Genomic DNA, 22538 nt, shown 5'->3' on the forward strand with positions numbered 1-22538 from the left:
GCATAAGAATAACAAGAATTTCGCTTTCTCCCCACGATTCTTGTTAAAATAGGGCTAATCTTATTTTGAGAAAGTGATATAGGCAGAAAAGATGGCCCGTAAAAACCAAAAAGCGCCATGGGAACCTGAAGAAGAGTACATCCTCGTCAGCAAGTCTGAAATGAAGCGTGACATGGACGCGCTACAGAAGTTGGGTGAAGAGCTAGTGGAACTCAAACCTTCGGTATTGGCTAAGTTCCCAATCAGCGAAGAGTTACTTGATGCAATCAAAGATGCGCAGCGTTTCAAAAACGAGGCCCGTCGTCGCCAGTTGCAATACATTGGTAAAGTGATGCGCCAAGAAGATCCAGAGCCAATTCAAGCGGCGCTGGACAAAATCCGTAACAAGCACTCGCAAAACACCGCCGTGCTACACAAGCTAGAAACGCTGCGTGAACGTATTGTTGAGCAAGGTGACAGTGCAATTGATGATGTGGTTGCCCTTTACCCTGACGCGGATCGCCAACGCCTACGCCAGCTAGCCCGTATGGCAACGAAAGAGAAGCAAGCGAATAAGCCACCAAAGGCCTACCGTGAAATCTTCCAGATCTTAAAACAGCTTAATGATGATGCGGTTTCAGACTCGATCGAAAACGAGCTAAAACAGTAATAGCGACGCTGTAAAAGATCAGAAACAAAGGTTGGCTCACTGCCAACCTTTTTTATCTCTGCACCACAACAGATCGTTGCCGCTTTTATCTATCATACTGCGGCTTGGAAGAACTCTACCAACTCAGGGTGGCTGTGCTTTTCATTGAGGCTTGTAATGGGTCCATGCGCGGCAATGGTACCCTTGTCGATATAGGCAAAATGGCTAGCAATGGCACGTGCATCACTTAAATGATGCGTCACCATCAATACCGTAATGGCGCGCTCTTGTGCCAGCTGTTTGACGAGCGAGAGCATTTCTTCACGCAAGACGGGATCGAGCGCGGAAAACGGCTCATCCAGTAACCAAATTGGGTTGGGCTGGACAAAACAACGCGCAAGGGCCACTCGCTGTCGCTGACCACCAGAGAGCTGCTCTGGCAGCCGATCTAAATAGGCTCCAATGCCAACCTGCTTTGCCGCTTGCTCCACTTGCTTTTGTTGCTGTGACGTCAGTTTCAAACCGGGATGCAATCCCAACGCAATGTTGTCACGCACCGTAAGATGAGCAAACAAATTGTGTTCTTGAAACAACATCGAGAAAGGGCGCTGCGCAGGAGAAAGCGTATTGAGCAAACGCCCCTCCAATGCCATGCGACCCGACTGAGGCGCGATGAACCCTGCCAGCAGCGCCAGCAAGGTGGACTTTCCTGCCCCACTTGGCCCCATCAACGCCACAATACTGCCTGCTTCGACCTCTAAATCAAAAGCAAACAGGTCTTGATGATAGTAATAATGCACCTGTTGCAGCGTTAGCATGGTGACTTCTCCTGATGTTGATTCGATTTGGTGCTGAGTAAAGACTCACTCAGGGCAAAACAGCCGACACTCAGCAGCAATAACGTGAGTGACACCACCGCTGCTGCCTCCATTTGATAACTGCCGAGTAACTGGTACAGATAGAGCGGTAAGGTACGAAAATCTTGGCTACCAAATAAGGCAATTGCGCTCAAATCGCCAATGGAAAACATAAAACAGAGCGCAAACGCATTGGCGAAAGGTTTACGCAGTGCGCGCCACTCAACGATTTTAAAACGATTCCACCCACTTAAGCCCAATGTAGCAGCCAAGTATTGATACTGCTGCTCGCAATGCAGCATCGGCTGAGCGAGCGTTTTAATCGCGTAGGGTAATGCCATCAAACTGTTGACGAGGATGACGATCAACAGCGCCAAACTGAACACATCTGCAAAACTGCGCAGCAATAAAAACAACCCAGTACTCACCACCAAACCTGGCGTTACCAAAATAATAGTGCCAATCATTTCAATGCCGTCTGCTCGATGTCTCTGAGCTCGAAGTCGCCAAGCACGGCTAGTCAATAAGATGGTAATAGCGGCAGCCACAGCCAAACTGGCCGCACCAAGCGCAACGCGAAACGACGCCCACATTGCCGACCAAAAACGTCCATCGCTTATCACTTCGGGCAGTTTGCTGTTGAGACCACTAATGACCACCATCAAAAGCGGCGGTATGACGAGTAGACATGCGAGGGCTATCCATATCGCGTCCCAAATGTTCTGCAACCCGCTTGGTGGTGTGATAGGTTCAAGCCTTTGCTGGCTGCCAACACTAACAGGTAATGGCTTAGTGAAACGTTGGATGCTCAGAACCAAAACCGTGCACAGCAGCATCTGCCAAATCGCGAGCAACGCCCCCGATTGCAAATCAAAATCGAACTTAATCGCTTGATAGATGGCCAGTTCAATCGTGGTCGATTTTGGCCCACCGCCCAATGCCATCACCGCGGCAAAGCTGGTGAAGCAAAGCATGAACACCAAGCCACACACATGTGGCAGTTGCTGACGCAATCGCGGCCATTCGACCCAACGAAACTTCTGCCAACTGTTCATACCAAGATGAGCCGCCAGTTTATGCTGCTCTGCCGGAATCGACTCTAAGGTTTGCAGCAGCAATCGCGCCGCATACGGTAAATTGAAAAACACGTGCGCGAGCAAAATGCCGCTCAATCCATAGATAGAAAAGGGCAATTTGGCGTCAAAGCTTGCCAATATACTCGCCAACCAACCACTGTTCCCATAAATGGCCAACAAGCCAAACACGCCAACCAATACTGGCAGCACCAAGGTGGACGCAAACAATTTGAGCAATAATGAACGGCCAACAAAATGTCGCCGAGACAAGGCGTGTGCGACGGGAAGCGCCAAACTGACACTCAGCAGCATCGACAACGTCGCTTGAAGAAAACTAAATTGCGTAACATGGCGGTAATAAGGATCTTGCCATACCGCAGTGAGATCCAGCGTCGGCGTCGCCAACAAGAGCGCCGAGAGAGCAGAAACAACAAAGGTCGCGATGATCATCGCGACCCCAATGCCCAATTTAGGAACCGAATTCAATGCTACGCCTTAAAACGTCAACGCGCTTTGCCATTCGCGAATCCAAGCTTTACGCTGCTTCGCCACCTCTTCTGCACTGAAACTCAATGCCTTCTCAGGCACCGTTAAACTGCCGTAGCCCTCTGGCAGCGTCACGTTGGTCACTGGGTACATCCAGTTGCCCGTAGGCATTGCCCCTTGGAACTCATCACTTAAAATGAAACGCATAAACTGATCGGCTAACGCTTGATTTGAGCTGCTTTTCACTTTTGCGGCGACTTCCACTTGCATGTAGTGACCTTCGCTAAAATCTGCCGCTGCAAATTGTGCGTCATTTTCAGCAATCAGGTGGTACGCCGGTGAGGTAGTGTAAGAGAGCACCATATCCGATTCCCCTTTGAGGAACATCGAGTACGCTTCCGACCAACCTTTCGTGACCGTCACAGTTTTCTTCGCCAATTGCTGCCATGCGCCCGTCACGTCATCGCCATACACCGACTTCATCCACAGCATCAAACCTTGACCGGGCGTAGAAGTGCGAGGGTCTTGGTAGATGACTTTCAGATCATCACGTGATTCCACCAGCTCTTTTAAGCTTTTTGGTGGATTCGCCAGTTTGTCTTTGTTGTAAACAAACGCAAAGTAACCGTAGTCGTAAGGAATAAATGTGTCGTCAGCCCAACCATTTGGTAATGACAGCGCTTGGGTGTTCACTTGATGTGGTGCAAGTAAGCCTGTGGCTTTGGCTTCTGCCATCAAATTATTGTCCAAACCTAAAACAATATCCGCTTTGGTATTGCTGCCTTCTAAACGCAAGCGGTTGAGAATCGATACCCCATCGTCCAGCGCGACAAAATTCACATCGCAGCCACACTGCGCTTCAAATGCTTTTTCGACCGTCGGGCCTGGGCCCCAATCGGAGGCAAAAGAATCGTAGGTGTAAATGGTTAAGGTTTTATCCGCCGCAAGTGCAGAAGAAGAGACGCCAATCATTGAAGTGATTGACGCTAGGGCTATCAGGTTTAGAGTGTGTTTCACGGCTCGCTCTCCATTTGACATGAGTTGAGCGGCACAGGCTTGAGGTAGGTGTTAATCGTCCTTGCAAATTAATCCCGACTCAATTCCTACGCCAGCATTATCTGGTTCAGGTTTACGGGTCCTAGGCACAGGCCTAATCTCAGCCTCTGTAATGCACCAATGTGCAAACAGATAAGCTCCCCGATGAGTGGTTCGGATTGTAATCGGAATGCCTTCGCTTGGCTATACAGAGTCACCATCATTGCGATGATCGTATCCCCAACGCGGCACCAAAACCTGTTCAATGCCGAGATGATCCAAGATACGCGCGACCATAAAATCAATCAGATCGTCTATCGACTGAGGTTGATGATAGAAACCCGGCGCGGCGGGCATGATAGTGACACCTAACTGCGAAAGCTTGTGCATGTTTTCAAGATGCAAGGTCGAAAAGGGCGTTTCACGCACCACCAAAATCAATTGGCCACGCTCTTTCATCACCACATCAGCGGCACGCTCAATTAAATTGTCTGACATGCCATGAGCAATCGCCGCTACACTCCCTGCCGAGCAAGGGCAAACCACCATCTGCTTCGGTGCGGCCGAGCCAGAAGCCACTGGCGAGAACCAATCGTCTTTACCGCATACCACCAGCTTGTCGGCAGGACAACCCAGATGCTTCACTAGCGCTTGTTGCGCGGCGTCAGGATTGGCTGGCAGTTTGAGACCATGCTCGGTAGCCAACACCACTCTTGCCGCAGAAGAGATCAGCAGGTAGACACGGTAGTCTGCCGCCAGTAATTGCTGTAATAAACGTAGCCCATAAGGCGCGCCAGAGGCGCCAGTAAAGGCTAACGTGATCGATTTTTCTTGGTTTCTCATGCTCATCTAATGTATGTATTTTCTAGCGCGTTGATTTCTCTAAAGCGGTCAGTAATTTACCGTGAATACCCTCAAAACCGCCATTGCTCATGACCAAAATCTGTGTTCCTGCCTCGGCGCGCTGCGCAATGTTCGCCACAAACTGGTCAATGTTATCACTGGTGAATGCGGGTTGCTGACATTGAGCCGCCACGTCCTGCACCGACCAAGCAATTGACTCTGGTTGGTAAAGGAACACTTCATCCGCCTGCTTGAGTGAGGCCGCCAAAGTCTCTTTGTGCACACCACGTTTCATGGTGGCTGAGCGTGGCTCCAGTACCGCGATGATTTTCTTATCGCCCACCTTATTACGTAAACCAGCGAGCGTCAGTTCAATCGCAGTTGGGTGATGGGCAAAATCGTCATACACCGCCACACCATTGACTTCCCCTTTCAGCTCTAAGCGACGCTTGGTATTGATAAAGCGCCCTAGTGCCTCACAAGCCAGATCAGGCGTCACACCCACATGACGCGCCGCGGCGATCGCCATCAACGCATTATCGACATTATGATCACCGACTAAGTCCCATTGCACCGTGCCCACTTGCTCACCCTGCAGCCACACTTCAAAGTGTGAACCATCTTTGCTGAGTTTGACCGCTTGCCACTCTCCATCTTGACCGGAAAACTCCTGATCACTCCAGCAGCCTCGTGACAACACATCCGCTAATGCGACGTCTTGCTTGGGCGCCAAAATACGCCCATTACCAGGAACAGTACGCACTAAGTGGTGGAATTGTCGCTTGATCGCTTCAAGATCATCAAAGATGTCTGCATGATCAAACTCTAAGTTATTCATGATCAAGGTGCGAGGATGGTAATGCACAAACTTAGATCGCTTGTCGAAAAAAGCACTGTCATATTCGTCGGCTTCAACGACAAAAAACATGCTTTCGCCTAAACGCGCGGAGACACCGAAGTTACCGAGCACGCCACCAACAAGAAATCCCGGCTGGTAATCACAATCTTCCAAAATCCACGCCAGCATGCTCGAGGTAGTGGTTTTGCCATGCGTGCCCGATACCGCGAGCACCCAGCGGTCATGCAACAAAAACTCCTGCAGCCACTGCGGCCCAGAGGTATAACGCAGGTTGTGATTCAACACATATTCAACACAAGGGTTACCACGGCTCATGGCATTGCCAATTACCACCAAGTCTGGCGCAGGATTGAGTTGAGAAGGGTCAAAGCCTTCAATAATTTCAATACCTTGAGACTCGAGCAAGGTGCTCATTGGTGGGTAAACATTGGCGTCAGAGCCGGTCACTTTGTGGCCCAACTGTCGCGCTAAAATTGCAGCACCACCCATGAAAGTGCCACAAATTCCCAAGATATGAATATGCATAAATTGAATCCTGCCATCAGACTGTTTTTTCTCGTTCTCATTATCATGATAACCGTTAGAAAAGCGAGCAGCATTGTTGGCCTTGTGCCACATGCCGCTCAGTTTTTGCTGTTGGGTTGAAGCAAACGCTGTTTTTTCAGCCACTTTTTATCGAACTCTTCCGTGTAATCAACCGGTTTCATTCGACATACAAATTGAGATCTGCGTCGGTTACTTCATTACCATTAATAAGATCTAAACCTTAAACTTATTGGGAGCGCAAACGATAACCTTCGTCACATCCATCAAGAGATGCCGCTCAAACTCCCCCAACATTATTCAGCGAAGTTTAAGGAAATAACATGTCTGGAATGCGCACCCTTGGCGAGTTCATTGTTGAGAAACAAGCGGACTTCCCCCACGCTAGCGGTGATCTCTCTTCTCTTTTGTCGTCGATTCGCTTGGCGGCCAAAATCGTTAACCGTGAAATCAACAAAGCGGGTCTCGTTGATATCACAGGCGCGGCAGGAGTAGAGAATATACAAGGCGAAGTTCAACAAAAGTTGGACGTCTATGCGAATGAAAAATTCAAATCGGCACTCGAAGCACGCGACCAAGTGTGTGGCGTAGCGAGTGAAGAAGAAGATGAGGCGGTTGCTTTTAATAAAGAGCTCAACAAAAACGCCAAATACGTGGTGTTGATGGACCCTCTTGATGGGTCGTCAAACATCGACGTTAACGTTTCTGTCGGCACCATTTTCTCTATTTACCGTCGAGTTTCCCCTATTGGCACCCCTCCCACTCAAGAAGACTTCTTGCAGCCAGGGCACAAACAAGTGGCTGCGGGTTACATCATTTACGGCTCTTCCACCATGTTGGTATACACCACGGGCAATGGCGTGAATGGTTTCACCTACGATCCATCACTCGGCACCTTCTGTCTGTCGCACGAAAATATGATGATCCCGAAAGATGGCAAGATCTACTCGATTAACGAAGGCAACTACATTCGCTTCCCAATGGGCGTGAAGAAATACATTAAGTATTGCCAGGAAAATGTGCCAGAAGATGGCCGTCCTTACACCTCTCGCTACATCGGCTCGCTCGTGGCGGATTTCCATCGCAACCTGCTTAAGGGCGGTATTTATCTTTACCCAAGCACACAAAGCCACCCTCAGGGTAAGCTGCGTTTGCTGTATGAATGCAACCCGATGGCCTTTTTGATTGAACAAGCAGGCGGGTTGGCCTCAGATGGCATAAAACGCATCCTCGATATCAAACCAACGGAATTACATCAACGCGTGCCTTTCTTCGTCGGCTCCACCAATATGGTGAAAAAAGTCGAAGAGTTTTTAGAAATTCACCGTGACGAAGCCTAAAGAATGAGACAAAGCGCCTGCAACAGCAGGCGCTTTTTGTTAGCCACTTTGTAAAGCCCAACGCACTCGGTTTACAGCTCTGCCTGTTTGCGGCTAAATTATCACCATTCAGCCCCAAAACTAAAGAAAAGGAAATCACTCATGAGTTTAAATAACGTCCCGGCGGGCAAATCACTGCCTGATGATCTGTATGTGGTTATTGAGATCCCAGCCAACGCGGATCCGATCAAATACGAAGTGGACAAAGAGTCTGGCGCGGTGTTCGTTGATCGCTTTATGTCGGCGCCGATGTTCTATCCATGCAACTATGGCTACGTTAATCACACGCTTTCATTGGATGGCGACCCTGTCGATGTGTTGGTCCCAACCCCTTACCCTTTGATGCCTGGTTCAGTGATCCGTTGTCGCCCGGTAGGCGTGCTTAAAATGACCGATGAATCCGGCGAAGATGCCAAAGTCGTGGCAGTACCACACTCCAAACTGTCCAAAGAGTACGATCATATCCAAGACGTCAACGATCTACCTGAGTTGCTCAAAGCGCAAATCACCCATTTCTTTGAGCGCTACAAAGAGCTTGAATCAGGTAAGTGGGTCAAAGTAGATGGTTGGGAAGACGTGGAAGCCGCGCGCAAAGAGATCCTAGATTCTTATCAGCGTGCACAGAGCAAATAATCCTTGTTCATTGAAAGGCAAAAGAGCTGTGTGAACACAGCTCTTTTTGATCCTGACAAGCACTTCGGTTCTTACCGCCTCTTTCATCTTTACAAACCACCAGCCGTCGACATTTTTCCGGATAGGTAGTCTTGCTTGAAGAAGGGATCAACATCATCACAAATGCCATAGTAAGGCTTGCCAATTACCCCCAACATATAGGCATTTTGCTGACAGTATTGCTGCTTACCTTCTTGGTAGCCCGCTTGGTATGAGGCCACCAAATTGGCCGAGAGGTCTCGCGGTTCCGCCAATTTGAATAAACGTGCTTCGCTTAAAGCCATCTTACCTTCTAACGCGCTTTCAACGCCAAAGGTGTGCCAATCTAAAGCGTGATCCGATTGCGGTAACGGAGTCTGTACGCAGCCAGTCAGCAACAACAACGGGATCGTCAATACCAGTGCTTTCATGCTTGGTCTCCTTTATTGAGATGGGCTCTCAAGGCTCTGTCGTTTCTTCATCCACAACGACCAAACCAACCTATCACGGTATACGGCCTTCGAGAGTCAATCGCTCAAACGCGTTGGCACCAATCTCCTGAGGCAATTTCCTCCACCAACTTACTGCTGTCTTGATAGAGATAAATCCACGCTTGGCCAAATGGGGTCTCGATGGTTTCGCGGCGGTATTCCACTGGCACATCTTCCAACCTATCCAGCGCTAGTAACGTCTCATCATCAATCAAGTAGACCTCGCCATTGATAGCACGATTGCCTTCACCCAGCGCAGGATAATCTCCGAGATCATAAAGACGATAATCTTGAGCACTTTGACAACCACCTAAAAACTCGCTTTTCTCGAGATAATGGTGGTTAGATTCCCCTTTGCGCAAGGTGCCATAGACAAAAACCAAATGCTGCATAACGCCTCCGTGTTATCTGCATGATGTGCGATGTTTGACCAAGTTAAGGTTTGATAGCACGTGGCGAGATTTTAATCAAACTCAAACTGATAAAGCAGATCAACGGCACTTTCAACCCCAGAAACCCCTTCTAGATAAAGGTCTTTCATCAGGCGATAGCGCACTGTGAACTCACCAAGCGGTTTGAAAATACCCACCCCATACTTCACTTGCAACCCTGGCATGATGTAGCCACTGACCGTGACTTGTGAGTCTTCCCCGGAACCTGCGGTATCCAACTGAAGATCTTGCACGCCAAACGCCTGACCAATTTCACCAACGACTTTGCCGCTTTTGGCCAGACTCAACCCAATTAAGGCCGTGGTCATTGCGCTGCCACCGCCAGATTCGCCATCAATGTCTTGCCCGCGCAATAAGTAAGAAAGCGCATTGGCCTGCGGCATGGCAGGTTCGGAGAAAATCGTAATACTTGGCTCGGTGGCAGGGCCAGTGACCTTAACCCCTGCAATGACATCATCTTGGGTATTTTCTGGATTGCGAATTGCTTTGATCGCCACATATGGCTGATCGGCAGGCCCGTTCATCAACACTTTGCCTTCTTTGATCAAGAGGTCTTGACCAAAAGAACGATAGGTCCCGTCAACAATGTTCACTTCGCCCAGAATAAACGGCCCTTTGTCTTTCTGTGTGACATTCAACTGGCCTTTTAAGCCCCCCTCAAGGCCAAATGCCGCCAGTTTGAAGTCGTCACCAATCGAAATGTTAATGTCGGTTTGAACGTTAAATGGCATCGAAGAAGACTTATCGATAGGCTCAAGTTGGTCGTTGAGCAGCACCTGATCTTTCGACACACTCACCGCGCTTGGTGGCAGTTCTTCAACCACAATACGCCCCCAAGGCAGAGCCAAACTGCCCGTCACTTTGGCCAGCGTCGGATTAACTTCAATCGTCATATCCGGCACCAACTTAATTTTCACCATCGGCGGCATGTCGACTTTGAGGGAATCGGCAAAAACTCGCACCTTACTGTGCCAGTTATCCAATTGCTGCCAATTAGCCTCACCACTGACGTTGAGCTCTCCGTCAGGGGTGACAATGTTGGCTGCCAAATCGGCGTCATAACCGCGAAAATCGATCGCCAGTTTGCCCTGTTTCACGTCGATGGGGCTGATATCGCCGTTCACTTGGATATCGTCCACTAGGAACTGGCCCTTCACTTGAGGGTGATAAGCCGAACCCGACACCGACAGATCAGTTGAAATCAGCGCTTTCAGCACGCTGTATTCCCCAACCAGAGGTGCCAAGAAATCCAAATTGAACTGGCTAAGAGCCAACTTAGCCTTCAGTTGTGGATCGCTGGCTTGCACATCGGCCACTTGCAGTTGCCCCTTCAAATCGCCGTTCTCACTCACATTGATCTGCCAATCCGCGTTCAATTGATCTTGATGCAGCTGTGCATTGAGGTTGATGTCGTCCCAACCGAGCGTCACGACTTGTTCAACTTTCTGTTGAACCTGACCTGTGGGTAGATGCAGTGACACTTTGGCTTGCGGCGAACTCTCTGGTGCCCATTTGGCCCACACTGTTGCGTCAACGCTGCCATCGAGCTTTGTTTCAGGCGGCAAAAACATCGCAATCTGAGCGAAATCAAACTGATTTAATGCCAGCTCGGCTTCGCCTTTTTCACCGACGCGAATGTCTTTCGTTAGGCACAGCGTTGAACCTTCTTGCTGCCAGCAATGTGCGGCGACATCCACCTGTTGCTGATCAATATTGGCTTTAATTGCCGTCGCTTGTTGTAAGGTCCACGTCCCTTGCTGAGTGGTGGCGAACATGCGCTCCAACTCCCCAGACCAAACCATCTGTGGTTTTTGCTGTAAGCCACCATGGATAGCCAAACTGGTGGACACCAAATTAGAAGAGACGTCCAAACTCAGTTGATGCTGTTTTTCACCGCCACTGACCGAGAGCAAAATTGAGTCAATCAACTGCTCTTGATAACGCAGCGCCGCCACCTTCAATGTGACATCCGCTTGCGGTTCTGGCAAAGGCGTGGCTCTGCCTGTGAGCGACAACTGTTCGATGCTCGCTTGCTTCTGCCATTGGATGTTCTGTGCTTGCAGTGCCAGTTGAATGTCCGGCTCTTTCAACGCACCACGCAAGTCCACTTCACCAGCCACCGAACCAGACAGATCCGGTACGCTCTTCGCCAAATCGGTGAAATGGATATCGACATCCATCTGCCACTCTTTTTTTAGCTGACCTTTGGCGGTTAAGCCATTCGGACCGTGAGACAAGGTTAAGCGCTCAGTATCGAGGTAGACTTCTCCGTTGCCCTGTTCATCGGAAGCGTGTAGCGAACCTTCAATATTGAGTGGATAGCCACGCAGCAAACCATCAATATCCAGTTCTGGCAGCGCCACTTTCCAACCGCCTTTCTCAGTCAATGAGCCAGTGGTTGCAAGTTTGCCACTGATGTTGCCTTCCGCCTCTGGCCATTGCAGACCAGGCTGAATATTTTGCAGTTGTAAACTCGCCCGCCAATTGACCAACGATTGCCAGTTGGCCATCACTTGGCCTTTGAGCTCTCCCCCCAGCGTCTCGACATTGAGCTTATCGAGATTAATGTGTTGCAGATCACCGCCGCCATGCACATCAAGCGTGATCGCCGGGATCTCTTTACCATCCAGTTGAGATTGCAGCGCCAACTGATAGCCCTCAAGAGAACCTTGGGCCATCAGGTTGGTTGCCTTGATCTGATAATCACTCTCGCCACTCAACGGCCATTGGGTCTGAAGATCTGAGAGTTTGACATCAAAAGGCAAGCTCACTAAGAGTGGCTCAAGCGTGGCAGATAGCTGTGCGGAAACGGGCCCAGACAAGGTGCTCTGCAACTGCAAATGAGCCACGCTTTGCGACGCATTCAGTATAATGCTCTGTCCTTTCAGGTCGGTTTCTTTCAGCTTTGCCTTAAGATCCAATGAAAGTGGGTACTCACCTTTCAATTCAACCTGCGCGTTCGCTTGGGCCGACACTTGCGGCATGTCGAGCTCCAACGTCGCCACGTCAACACGTTTTTTCCCCGCCTTCGCTTCCAACGCTAAATGATTGACTATCAATGGCGTTTCTTGATGCAAGGTAAAACGGTTGACATCAAAACGCTGCAACACCATTTGCAACGGGATCCATACTTCTGGCAGTTCAATATCTTGTCGTGGCGCGTCATTTTGCGCCACCGATTGAGCTTGCGGCTCGCTGGGAGCCAGCGTGACATCAATATCGCTAAAGCGAGTTGGCGCGATGACCAGACGATCCCCTTTCATGGAGAGGGCGCTACTCAATTCTCCCCAAGAGATTTGGTTGCCCAGCACATCCAGCTGGATGTTGGTCAATGCCAATCGATGCAAAAAGACGGGCACGGGTGTGCTGATACTTTTCAGCGGTTTACTGGGTTCTTCAACGCTCTCTGAGCTGGGAGGTAACTGTGGCAGTGAGAGCGCCAAACCATCAATACTGATATCATTGATGCAAACTTTGGGCTCCAACAAACACTGAAAATTCATCGCTAAAGTCAGTTCATCTACAGACGAAGCGATGTTGAGATCGGCATCATTAAAGGTGACTTTTCTCAGCGTAAACTTGGGAAACAGCGCACCTTGTACTTGGCCAACTTGTAACTGCGGCACCACTTTTTCCGCTACCCAAATGGCCGAAGTTAGGCCGGGATGCGTAAAGAGCAGCAGAGCAATCAAGGTCAGCAGCAAAATCAGCAGCGCCATAACGCCCGCAGAAATCCATTTGCTCCATTTAAACACCATTTTGATCATAATTCAGGCCCCAAAGTGAAGTGCAAACGGAACTCATCTCCCGGCTCGGCATCCAGCCCCCAAGCGAAGTCGATGCGAATTGGACCAATTGGCGAAGCCCATCGAATGCCAAGCCCCGTCCCCGTTTTCCAATCTGGCGTGTCATTAAAGGCATCACCATAATCAACAAAGGCCGCCGCCCACCAGTTGCCATATAAGCGATACTGGTACTCTAGCGTACTGGTGGCAATGTACTGTGCCCCGGTTAAGGCACCACTACTGTCTTTGGGTGAAATGGACTCGTAACCATAACCACGTAGGTTATTGTCACCACCGGCGAAGAAACGCAGCGAGGGCGAGAGCTTTTCAAATTCCTCGGTGATGTTGGCACCCGCTTCAAGCCGTGCAAGACCACGGTGATTCTCACCTAGGCTGCGAATCCATGTCGTTCGGCCTTGCACGCGCAGCACTCGCGTTTCCGATAACAAATTGTCATCACCATACTCAAAGGTAATACTCTGTTTGTCGCCCCAGCTTGGCATGCTGCCGCCACGCACGCGACTGCGAGAAAAAGAGACACCGGGTAAAACAAACTGCGCCACGTCGTCTTGCAAGCCTTGCTCATAGTTTTCAATCAAATAACGGACAAACACCGTTCTGTGCCAACGGTTATCTAACAACCAATGACGCTCAACGGCTAAGTTTGATTCCAAGCTTTTGGTGTCTCGGCTGTCGACGTGTTTCATCGCGTATTGAATGCGGTAGTAATCGTGCAATACATCTTCAAGCGGGATCTGATAACCCGCGGTCACGGTTTGTTCTGGTTTCGAAATCGACAAACTGCTGTCAAAACTGTGGCCAAGTTCATTCACCCACGGTTTTTTCCATTTCAACGTACCGCGAAATTCAACGTCGGTGGCGTAACCAATACCCGTTTCAATCTGGTTTTTTGCTTGCGGAGCCAAGCTGACTTTCATTGGCAACTCACGGCTATCATCCAGGGATGACAAATCAGGTTCCACGAATACCGATGAGAACCAATCGGTGTTAGAGAGGTTTTGATTGTACTCACCCACTTTGGCGACTAAATAGGGGTCACCGGCTTTAAACGGTTGCAAGGAGCGCACTCGGTTTTCTTCAATTTGACTGCCAGTAATGGCCGTTTGACCAAAGTGGTAACGCATCCCACTGTCGTAATGAAGGCGCACAAACGCTTGATTGAGATCGGCTGCGACCTCTAAACGCGTTTCGATAAAATCGCCTTTAAAATAGCCTTTTTGCAACGCGAGGTTACGAATTGAGGATTTGAGCGCCTCGTAGTCGCCATGATTTAAAATCGCCCCCTGTTTAAGCGGCGATTTTTCTAACAGTTGCAGGAAATCTTTGTCATTCGAGGCTTCCCCCTCAATGCGCACATCAAAGGTCTCAACTCTCACCGGTTCGCCCAAGGTGATATGGGCCGTCAGTTCTTCCTGATCGTCGCTGATTTGATAGTCAATCTGGGCATGATAGTAACCCAATGCGTTCAACGCGCCATTAATGATGCCATCAAGACGAGATTGAAAACGCAAAGAGGTGGAATAATCCTTTTCATCAATCGAGGTAAGGTGCGCCTCGATATTTTCCTCCACAGCACCGCTCACCCCTTCCAAAGAGAGAGAAACTTGAGGCGCCGCAACAAGATTGCTGGCAAAAAGCGAGCTGACTAATAGTGGTAATACTTTTTTTATCATGCTTTAGTACGTACAAAACAACGTCGGCTGACATCGAGGCTTTGCGGATATGAATGTGGTGTAGAATCGACACAACTCATAAGCAGACAAGTTGCGTTAAGCTGACGGTCTAAACTATCCTGCATCACCAGCGGAGACTGAGCTTGCAAGATAGCACCCGACCTACAAAGGGACAACCAGATTCCGTTTTTTGTTCGGAGTCATATCACAGATGAATATAAGGGAAGAGAGATGCTCAACAAACAAATCATGGTCGATGCCGATAACGCGCTCGCGGGCCGCCAAGAAGCAATGGCAGTAGAGCCAGTTCATTTTGTTAACGGCAGTGATATCACCGCCCCCGCCACTCAAGGACAACAAGAAATACTGCTCGGTATGGGCTGTTTTTGGGGCGCGGAACGCTTGTTCTGGCAACTCGATGGGGTGGTTTCGACGTCGGTCGGATACAGTGGTGGCTTTACGCTCAATCCCACCTACCAAGAAGTGTGCAGTGGTCAAACGGGCCATACGGAGGTGGTGCGCGTGATCTTTGACCCGCAAGTATTACCACTTGAGCAACTGCTGGAAAAATTTTGGGAGCGTCACGATCCCACTCAAGGCATGCGTCAAGGCAACGATCTTGGCACTCAATACCGTTCTGCCATTTACACTTTCAGTGATCAACAGCTCGATATCGCCCTTGCTTCACAGCAAGCCTATCAAGCGGCATTGGCAAATCAACAACACAACACCATCACCACCGAGATCCGCCCTGCTGGGCCTTACTTCTACGCGGAAACTTACCACCAGCAATATTTGGCCAAAAATCCAGAAGGCTATTGTGGTCTAGGCGGTACCGGTGTGTGCTTTCCGCCAGCCTAATGTCAGCATCAAAGCGATCACCTCAGCGTGATCGCTTGCTCTCCATGCCGAAGCGTGATTGATCGCCACGGCGCCAAGCAAGACGACGAGCCAAAAGTGAACTAAGCGGCAGCCAAAGACAGAGCGTTGATCTCTGCGTTGACTTCACGATAGACAGACAATTTTTGTGTATTGTGAGTATCAGGCAACAGCACTTTGCCGTTGTCGAATTCAAACTCCCCAATGCCATTGATGGAAAAAGAACCTTTGAAAAGGGTTTTAACAAATCGAGCCACTTGGCGTGGACGATAGACAGCAAATTCGCGCAACATAAGCAAACCTCAACTTCCGTATCAGTTAATGTGACGGGCAAAGAGCACGTCACCCATGCCTTTTGGCATTCCTTGTTTGGCTCACTCGAAGGCGAGTTCCTCTCACCTCAGCTGGCCATTCTATTTGTCGTTGACTCATTAGCGTTCACTAATGAATGAAAAAAGCATACCTCAGAGTGATAGAGAGTTAAACTCATTAACGCCATTTTTGTTAAAAAAATGTTATTTGTAGCCAGATATTTTTGCCAACAGCGTATTATACTCAGCCAGCACAAGATAAAATGCACTCCGCTCTTAATGAACGGAGTTTAAGAAACATAAGGATAAATCGATGAAACGAAAGACTCTCCTCACACTGGCACTGCTTAGTGCTTCTTTTGGCGTAGCAGCACACAACCTCTCTCTAGGCAACCCAGTCCCTAGCGTTAGTGTGGCTTCGTATGGCGAAATTGTGCTGCAAGGAAAAGGCACTGCATTTCAACCTTGGGCTTCTTCACAAATGCTCGGTAAAGTTCGCGTGATTCAAGCTATTGCGGGTCGCAGCAGCTCAAAAGAGATGAATGCGCCTCTGATGCAAGCCATTACTGCCGCACAGTTTTCAGCGGATCATTACCAAACCACCACCATCATCAATCAAGATGACGCGATTTGGGGCACAGGATCGTTTGTCAAATCTTCGGCGCAAGACAGCAAGAAAGAGTTCCCTTGGTCATCAATGGTGTTAGACGAAAATGGTGTGGTGGCCAGCAGTTGGCAACTGGATAAAGAGAGCTCTGCGATCATCGTACAAGACAAGCAAGGCAAAGTGCTGTTTGTCAAAGAAGGGGCACTTTCAAGCGATGACATCACTCAAGTCCTTGAGTTAATCAAAGCTAACATTTAATTGCTTTTCTTCATCAATAAAACCCATACACTCCATCGGTATGGGTTTTATTTTTTGTACGCTTTTTGACAAAAAGAGTGAACTTTGCGGCTGAATAACTGTTATATTGTAACACTTTCAAATATCTCAATCGGTTTATGCAACACAATCTTAGCCTCCCTTTCATGACTTTGCGCCACACTGCGATCTTTGCGGTGGTACTCAGCGTGTTTTTGAGCTTTGCCAGCATTGCCCATGACTTTGATTTTAATGCCGAGCACCACAACAGCCATCACTGCCAACTGTTTGCCAATGCCCATCATGGTGTTAACCAAGCAGCGATTAGCGTCCCCGTTTTGGTGCCCAAATACGCACAACCGCAATCCGTCACAGCGATTGCCCCTTATCAACCAACCAGTGCCTATTTGGCGCGTTCTCCTCCCTTCAACTAAATATGTCTATAAGTATTTCAATTTAGTTTATTAAGGATTAGAACCATGCTACGCAAAACTTCTCTCGCCATTTTGGTTGGGCTTTCTTTTTCCGCTCTCGCGTCTGCGCAAGAGGGCTTTCGTCAACACGATGCTCACGTACACGGTCAGGTCGAATTTAATATCGCCCAAGACGGCCATGATCTTCTGCTCGAAATCACCGCTCCGGGGGCCGATGTCGTCGGTTTTGAACACGCTCCAGAAAATACAGAACAAGAAAATCAACTTAAGGCCGCAGTAGAAAAACTCTCTCAAGCCGACTTGATGGTTCAAATCAATGGAGCCGCCAAATGCACGATTGAGAATGTATCGGTGACACACACCTTAGGTGGTGAAGAGCACGATGGCCATGAGCATCATGATGACCATAAACACCATGATGACCACGAACATCATGATGACCACAAACACCATGACGACCACGAACATCATGATGACCACGAACATCATGATGACCACAAACACCATGACGACCACGAACATCATGATGACCACGGACATGAGCACGATGGTCATGGTGCTTTTACCGTCGAGTACCAATATCACTGCGACAATGTGGCTGCATTGAATAAACTTGAAACCGATTGGTTTAAGCAATTCCCTGCGACTCAAGCGATTCAGGCCAATGTTCTAACGGACAAAGTACAAAGTGCCCTTGCCTTGTCGCCAGCACACAGCACCGTCTCATTGAAATAACGGCTAAGCTCAGCAGGTAAGTGGTTACTTACCTGCTATTCTTCTCCACTCAATAGGGTAAATGTTATGGTGAACACTTCGCCTGCGGTCATTGAACTACAGCAAGTCTCTTTTACGTGGAAAGAGGCTACCCAGCCTATCCTGCAGATACCGCATTTTTCCGTTGCTCGCGGTGAGCATGTTTTTATTAAGGGCCCTAGTGGTTGTGGCAAGTCCACACTGCTGAGTCTATTAACCGGCATCAACCAAGTACAATCTGGTCAACTCACGATTCTCGGTACAGAACTGGCCGCACTGTCTCCCAGTCAACGAGATAAGTTTCGCGCTGACAATATCGGTTATATCTTCCAGCAATTTAATCTGTTGCCATACCTCAATGTCTTAGAGAACGTTTTGCTGCCTTGCCAGTTCTCTCGCACACGCGCAACCCATGTGGAAGGCGATGCCCAAGCGAAAGCGGCGCAGTTGCTTACTCGCCTCCATTTACCGCAATCGCTGCATCTCAAATCGGTCAGTGAACTGAGTATCGGGCAACAACAACGCGTTGCGGCGGCACGCGCCTTAATCGGTGCGCCTGCTCTAGTGATTGCTGACGAACCAACGTCAGCACTGGATTTCGACAATCGCAGCGCCTTTATCGAACTGCTGATGGAACAAGCCAACGCTGCCAATGCCACCTTGGTGTTTGTCAGTCACGATCCCACCTTGGAACGTCTTTTTGACCGTACAGTGGATCTGCGTCAACTCAACCAAGCAGGAGAAGCCTTATGAGCGCAACGGTGACCTTAGCTTGGAAAAGCTTACGGAATCGCAAAGCCACCGCCTTTTTGACCGTGCTAACGGTGGCGATCTCGGTCATTCTGCTGTTGGGGGTCGAGAAAATTCGCACGCAAGCCAAAGAGAGTTTTGCCAATACCATTTCAGGCACCGATCTCATCGTCGGCGGGCGTTCTGGCCAAGTAAACCTCTTACTGTATTCGGTATTTCGCATCGGCAATGCCACCAACAATATTGACTGGAAGAGCTATCAAGATTTTGCCAACCATCGTGCTGTAGCGTGGGCTATCCCGATCTCATTGGGTGATTCTCATAAAGGCTTTCGCGTGATGGGGACCAACCACAGCTACTTTGAACATTTCAAATATGGCAGTAAGCAACCACTCACGTTTTCTCAGGGCAAACCGTTCAATGGCTTGTTTGAGACGGTACTCGGTGCCGATGTGGCGAAACAACTGGGCTATCAGATCGGCAGTGAAATCATCATTGCTCACGGCATCAGTGACGTCGGTTTTAGCCGCCATGACAATTTGCCATTTAAAGTGGTCGGCATCCTAGCGCCAACAGGCACCCCCGTCGACAAGACGGTACACGTTTCACTTGAAGCTATTGAAGCGATCCATGTTGGTTGGGAATCCGGCGCTCGACTCGGCCCCTCCCCCGATGCCACTCAATTGGAACAAAAACAATTTCAGCCCAAACAGATCACCGCGATGATGCTCGGGTTGAAATCGCGCATCCAAACCTTCGCACTGCAACGTGAAATCAACACCTACAATCAAGAGCCACTCAGCGCCATCATGCCTGGCGTGGCGCTGCATGAACTATGGGGCATGATGTCTGTCGCCGAACAAGCCTTAATGGCCGTCTCGGTATTCGTTGTCATTGCCGGGTTGCTTGGCATGCTCAGCAGCTTGCTCACCAGCTTACAAGAGCGTCGCCGCGAGATGGCCATCCTACGTGCCATGGGAGCAAGGCCTCGTCATGTCTTCACGTTATTGATAAGCGAAGCCAGCTTACTGACACTGGCAGGTATCGTCACTGGGGTGACGGGGGTGTACGGATTACTTTCGATTGCGCAGCCAATCATTCAACAACAATACGGCATTAACATCACTATGACGGCGATTTCTCCTCATGAATGGATGTTACTCGCCTTTGTTCAAACTGCAGGCATCCTCATCGGTTTTATCCCTGCAATCAGAGCTTATAAACAATCACTCAGTGATGGAATGACCATAAGGATTTAACGTCATGAAACGTAGACTCACCCTGTTTTTAACGCTGATTTTTGCCGCTTGGCTGCCCGTGCAAGCCATCGCACAGCAAGTCACCACTTTGGATTGGATCGATTTGGTCCCCAAGCAAGAACGTAAAATGTTCGACAGTGTTGGTATGCCCGCCGCCGATCACTCCGGTACGGCCGCCGCCCAATCCAAAGTTGGCGGCGTTCGCCCTGAACTCAATAACAAAAAAGTTAAGATCCCAGGCTTTGTGATTCCGCTTGAAGGGGATGCCAACAAAGTGACAGAGTTTCTGTTGGTGCCATACTTCGGTGCGTGTATTCACGTACCACCACCACCACCGAACCAAATTATTTATGTGAAGTTTCCAAAAGGCGCTCCCGTTCAGGAGCTGTGGGATGTGATTTATCTGGTGGGTACCTTAAAAACCGAAACCGTCAGCCATGAATTGGCAGAAACGGCTTATGTGATCGAAGGTGATGCCATTGAACCTTATGACGACATGTAATCACGATTAACATTTACACAACCTGTCAATCGTTCTCTCTCAAGCAATGAATTTAGATAAATAAATTAACGTTGCTAGGTAAGCCACCAAGAGTAGCGCGATTGATAGGTGCTTTTTCAGCTTATTCTCTCCGAAGTACTTCATAGTTTCCTCACAAAACAACGCAACAATTTTAACAACTTATTATCATTTGGCATAGCCTATTACACGGTTAATTTGCGATTTTCTCCGCGAACAGGGCAATATCTCGCCATGAACCAGCAGAGTGTGAGGCGTGAATCTTGCAGTCTGCTTCTGATTGCAGGTACATTGAGAGCTTAGCCAGCGAAAAGATGAAAGGAAAAACCCATGGCGGATAGCAGACCTCCCGTCGTCATTGACGTGGAACCCGAAACCAAAAGCGGCGGTTATCAGGAGAAAAAGTCCAGCTATATCAAAGACAGCGCAAGTCGAATCCAAACCATAGCGCAAACCTATGGCCTCGATGCACTGTTGCAAAAAGATCCGCCAGCCAAAAATGCCCTAGAGCGGGCCATGTTTCGTGAAGAGCAACGCAAAGAACAGCGACAAAAAAACCTAGAGCAGATCCTCAAGCTGGCGCATGTATCATGCAAAGATGAAACGGCTGGTGAGCCAGATCAAGATTGGCTCTACCGCTTCTTCGACATGGCGCAAGAGATCCACAACAGTGCCATGCAAAAACTGTGGGCACAGGTACTTAAACGCGAAGTGACCAATCCAGGTTCAACGTCGATGAAAGCGCTGAAAGTGCTACAAGACATGACGCCGAAGGAAGCGCACACACTGCAACGCGCCGCCTCGCTTGCCTGCAGCTTTGGTGGTGACGCCAGCCGTAAATTACTCATTGGCTTTCGTGCACAAGGCGGACTGTTCAGCTTTGGGAAGCGGGACACCACCAGCAACATTAATATTGGCAGCTTCCAACTTCCCTTTTCCAGTCTACTGGTTTTGATTGAATTAGGGCTGCTGCACGGAACTGAGCTTGAGTCGGGTGAAATTGAACAGCAAACACCGCTCATGCTCACTTATCAAGGCAAAAATTTGCAGTTGAATGCCACATCTAAAGGCGTGCGTTTGCTTTATTACCGTTTTACTCCAACAGGGAATGAGTTGTGTAAGTTGCTTGGCAACAAACCGAATAACTCGTATTACGATCAATTGGTTGCGCTACTCAATCAAAAATTTACCGTACAAACTGACGCGCAAAGTAGCATCCATCACACCGTGTAAAATCGACGCGAAAATTGCCAGCACGGTAATAACGTCATGCGATCCACATAAAATGAATCACAATAAAAAAGTGAGTCTCGCGCTGCGACACTCACTTCTTGTCATACAAAAAATTCAGATAAGAGTACTAACGTGGGGAAATCACACCACGCAGCGTAAGTTGCTCCACCAGTAAATCCACCAGCGCTTCAATGCCTTTTTCTCCTGCAGGCAGGTCAATCTCTGGATTGAGCGGTACCTCATATTCAGAGTCGATTCCCGTGAAGTTGGCAATTTCGCCTGCGCGTGCTTTTTTATACAGACCTTTTGGATCGCGTTGTTCGCACACTTCTAATGACGCATTGACGAAGACTTCAATAAACTCCCCTTCCGGCAATAAATCACGCACCAACTGACGCTCAGCACGGTGAGGAGAAATAAATGCCGTCAACACGATCAATCCTGCATCGGCCATCAACTTAGCTAACTCACCGATACGGCGAATGTTTTCACGACGATCTTGCGTCGAAAAACCAAGATCACTGCACAAACCGTGGCGTACGTTGTCTCCATCCAATAAATAAGTATGGAAACCTTGCTCAGCAAGCCGATTTTCCAGCGCACCAGCCACTGTCGATTTGCCCGCACCAGACAACCCTGTAAACCAAAGCACGGCTGGCTTTTGCTGTTTTAAATCTGCGCGCTGCATTTTAGTCACAGCATGTTGATGCCAAACGACATTTTCATCTTTTTGCGCGATAACGCTGCTCATAGAAAAT

Annotated in this window: 22 protein-coding genes and 1 riboswitch; of the genes, 11 read left to right on the forward strand and 11 right to left on the reverse strand. The window is 49.0% G+C overall.

Annotation, left to right across the window (positions count from 1 at the left end; translation table 11 throughout):
* Positions 1 to 91 precede the first annotated feature (91 nt).
* The gene (yjgA, locus tag AOT11_RS05355; RefSeq protein WP_011078777.1) at positions 92 to 649 is read left to right on the forward strand and encodes a ribosome biogenesis factor YjgA; all 558 of its coding nucleotides are present in this window, start codon (positions 92 to 94) and stop codon (positions 647 to 649) included.
* A 92-nt stretch (positions 650 to 741) separates the two neighbouring features.
* Here yjgA and thiQ read toward each other — a convergent pair whose 3' ends face one another.
* From thiQ to mpl, 5 genes are all read right to left on the reverse strand, one after another.
* On the reverse strand, positions 742 to 1446 hold the full coding sequence (gene thiQ / locus AOT11_RS05360; RefSeq protein WP_017420348.1) for a thiamine ABC transporter ATP-binding protein: 705 nt from the start codon (positions 1444 to 1446) through the stop codon (positions 742 to 744).
* Positions 1440 to 3047: a thiamine/thiamine pyrophosphate ABC transporter permease ThiP gene (gene thiP, locus AOT11_RS05365; protein ID WP_017420347.1), complete on the reverse strand. Its 1608-nt coding sequence runs from the start codon at positions 3045 to 3047 to the stop codon at positions 1440 to 1442. The genes thiQ and thiP overlap by 7 nt, the downstream gene beginning before the upstream one ends.
* 9 nt (positions 3048 to 3056) lie before the next feature.
* Positions 3057 to 4064 carry a thiamine ABC transporter substrate binding subunit gene (gene thiB, locus AOT11_RS05370; protein WP_017420346.1) on the reverse strand — a complete coding sequence of 336 codons (1008 nt, stop codon included), beginning with the start codon at positions 4062 to 4064 and terminating at the stop codon, positions 3057 to 3059.
* Between the two features lie 66 nt (positions 4065 to 4130).
* Positions 4131 to 4257: riboswitch (TPP riboswitch) on the reverse strand.
* A gap of 29 nt (positions 4258 to 4286) precedes the next feature.
* Positions 4287 to 4931, reverse strand: a complete 645-nt coding sequence (locus tag AOT11_RS05375; RefSeq protein ID WP_017420345.1) for a flavin prenyltransferase UbiX — start codon at positions 4929 to 4931, stop codon at positions 4287 to 4289.
* A gap of 16 nt (positions 4932 to 4947) precedes the next feature.
* Positions 4948 to 6309 (reverse strand): UDP-N-acetylmuramate:L-alanyl-gamma-D-glutamyl-meso-diaminopimelate ligase, encoded by a 1362-nt coding sequence (gene mpl, locus AOT11_RS05380; RefSeq protein WP_026050417.1) that lies wholly within the window; start codon positions 6307 to 6309, stop codon positions 4948 to 4950.
* A gap of 341 nt (positions 6310 to 6650) precedes the next feature.
* Between mpl and fbp the strand changes: the two genes are divergently transcribed.
* Together fbp and ppa are read left to right on the forward strand one after the other, a co-directional pair.
* Positions 6651 to 7667 carry a class 1 fructose-bisphosphatase gene (gene fbp / locus AOT11_RS05385; protein WP_017420343.1) on the forward strand — a complete coding sequence of 339 codons (1017 nt, stop codon included), beginning with the start codon at positions 6651 to 6653 and terminating at the stop codon, positions 7665 to 7667.
* A gap of 141 nt (positions 7668 to 7808) precedes the next feature.
* The gene (gene ppa / locus AOT11_RS05390) at positions 7809 to 8339 is read left to right on the forward strand and encodes an inorganic diphosphatase (RefSeq protein WP_017420342.1); all 531 of its coding nucleotides are present in this window, start codon (positions 7809 to 7811) and stop codon (positions 8337 to 8339) included.
* A gap of 89 nt (positions 8340 to 8428) precedes the next feature.
* On the opposite strand, the gene AOT11_RS05395 is transcribed toward ppa, so the two are convergent.
* The 4 genes from AOT11_RS05395 to tamA form a co-directional block, all read right to left on the reverse strand.
* The gene (locus tag AOT11_RS05395; protein WP_017420341.1) at positions 8429 to 8788 is read right to left on the reverse strand and encodes a DUF2799 domain-containing protein; all 360 of its coding nucleotides are present in this window, start codon (positions 8786 to 8788) and stop codon (positions 8429 to 8431) included.
* A gap of 104 nt (positions 8789 to 8892) precedes the next feature.
* Positions 8893 to 9240 carry a gamma-glutamylcyclotransferase family protein gene (locus AOT11_RS05400; RefSeq protein WP_017420340.1) on the reverse strand — a complete coding sequence of 116 codons (348 nt, stop codon included), beginning with the start codon at positions 9238 to 9240 and terminating at the stop codon, positions 8893 to 8895.
* 71 nt (positions 9241 to 9311) lie between these two features.
* Positions 9312 to 13067, reverse strand: coding sequence for an autotransporter assembly complex protein TamB (gene tamB, locus AOT11_RS05405; protein ID WP_017420339.1), 3756 nt, complete (start codon positions 13065 to 13067; stop codon positions 9312 to 9314).
* On the reverse strand, positions 13064 to 14779 hold the full coding sequence (gene tamA, locus AOT11_RS05410; RefSeq protein ID WP_017420338.1) for an autotransporter assembly complex protein TamA: 1716 nt from the start codon (positions 14777 to 14779) through the stop codon (positions 13064 to 13066). The genes tamB and tamA overlap by 4 nt, the downstream gene beginning before the upstream one ends.
* A 231-nt stretch (positions 14780 to 15010) precedes the next feature.
* Here tamA and msrA point away from each other — a divergent pair, with 231 nt between their 5' ends.
* Entirely contained in the window at positions 15011 to 15640 is a 630-nt protein-coding gene (gene msrA, locus AOT11_RS05415; protein ID WP_017420337.1) for a peptide-methionine (S)-S-oxide reductase MsrA, read from the forward strand.
* A gap of 101 nt (positions 15641 to 15741) precedes the next feature.
* On the opposite strand, the gene AOT11_RS05420 is transcribed toward msrA, so the two are convergent.
* Complete coding sequence (locus AOT11_RS05420; RefSeq protein ID WP_011078790.1) at positions 15742 to 15951, reverse strand: DUF1107 domain-containing protein; 210 nt, start codon at positions 15949 to 15951, stop codon at positions 15742 to 15744.
* 331 nt (positions 15952 to 16282) lie between these two features.
* Between AOT11_RS05420 and AOT11_RS05425 the strand changes: the two genes are divergently transcribed.
* The 7 genes from AOT11_RS05425 (at position 16283) to AOT11_RS05455 (ending at position 21780) form a co-directional block, all read left to right on the forward strand.
* Positions 16283 to 16834, forward strand: coding sequence for a YtfJ family protein (locus AOT11_RS05425; protein ID WP_017420336.1), 552 nt, complete (start codon positions 16283 to 16285; stop codon positions 16832 to 16834).
* A 137-nt stretch (positions 16835 to 16971) separates the two neighbouring features.
* The gene (locus tag AOT11_RS05430; RefSeq protein WP_052152943.1) at positions 16972 to 17265 is read left to right on the forward strand and encodes a DUF2607 family protein; all 294 of its coding nucleotides are present in this window, start codon (positions 16972 to 16974) and stop codon (positions 17263 to 17265) included.
* A gap of 45 nt (positions 17266 to 17310) precedes the next feature.
* Entirely contained in the window at positions 17311 to 18000 is a 690-nt protein-coding gene (gene zrgA, locus AOT11_RS05435; protein ID WP_017428804.1) for a zinc uptake protein ZrgA, read from the forward strand.
* Positions 18001 to 18066: 66 nt separating this feature from the next.
* Positions 18067 to 18771 carry an ABC transporter ATP-binding protein gene (locus tag AOT11_RS05440; protein WP_017420333.1) on the forward strand — a complete coding sequence of 235 codons (705 nt, stop codon included), beginning with the start codon at positions 18067 to 18069 and terminating at the stop codon, positions 18769 to 18771.
* On the forward strand, positions 18768 to 20027 hold the full coding sequence (locus tag AOT11_RS05445) for an ABC transporter permease (protein WP_017420332.1): 1260 nt from the start codon (positions 18768 to 18770) through the stop codon (positions 20025 to 20027). Before AOT11_RS05440 ends, AOT11_RS05445 begins: the two co-directional genes overlap by 4 nt.
* Positions 20028 to 20031: 4 nt before the next feature.
* Complete coding sequence (locus AOT11_RS05450) at positions 20032 to 20529, forward strand: DUF3299 domain-containing protein (protein WP_017420331.1); 498 nt, start codon at positions 20032 to 20034, stop codon at positions 20527 to 20529.
* Positions 20530 to 20877: 348 nt separating this feature from the next.
* Positions 20878 to 21780, forward strand: coding sequence for a TIGR03899 family protein (locus AOT11_RS05455; protein WP_017420329.1), 903 nt, complete (start codon positions 20878 to 20880; stop codon positions 21778 to 21780).
* 127 nt (positions 21781 to 21907) lie between these two features.
* Here AOT11_RS05455 and cysC read toward each other — a convergent pair whose 3' ends face one another.
* The gene (gene cysC, locus AOT11_RS05460; RefSeq protein ID WP_017420328.1) at positions 21908 to 22531 is read right to left on the reverse strand and encodes an adenylyl-sulfate kinase; all 624 of its coding nucleotides are present in this window, start codon (positions 22529 to 22531) and stop codon (positions 21908 to 21910) included.
* Positions 22532 to 22538 lie beyond the last annotated feature (7 nt).

Origin of the sequence: Vibrio vulnificus NBRC 15645 = ATCC 27562, from assembly GCF_002224265.1 — a bacterium.
Taxonomy (GTDB): domain Bacteria; phylum Pseudomonadota; class Gammaproteobacteria; order Enterobacterales; family Vibrionaceae; genus Vibrio; species Vibrio vulnificus.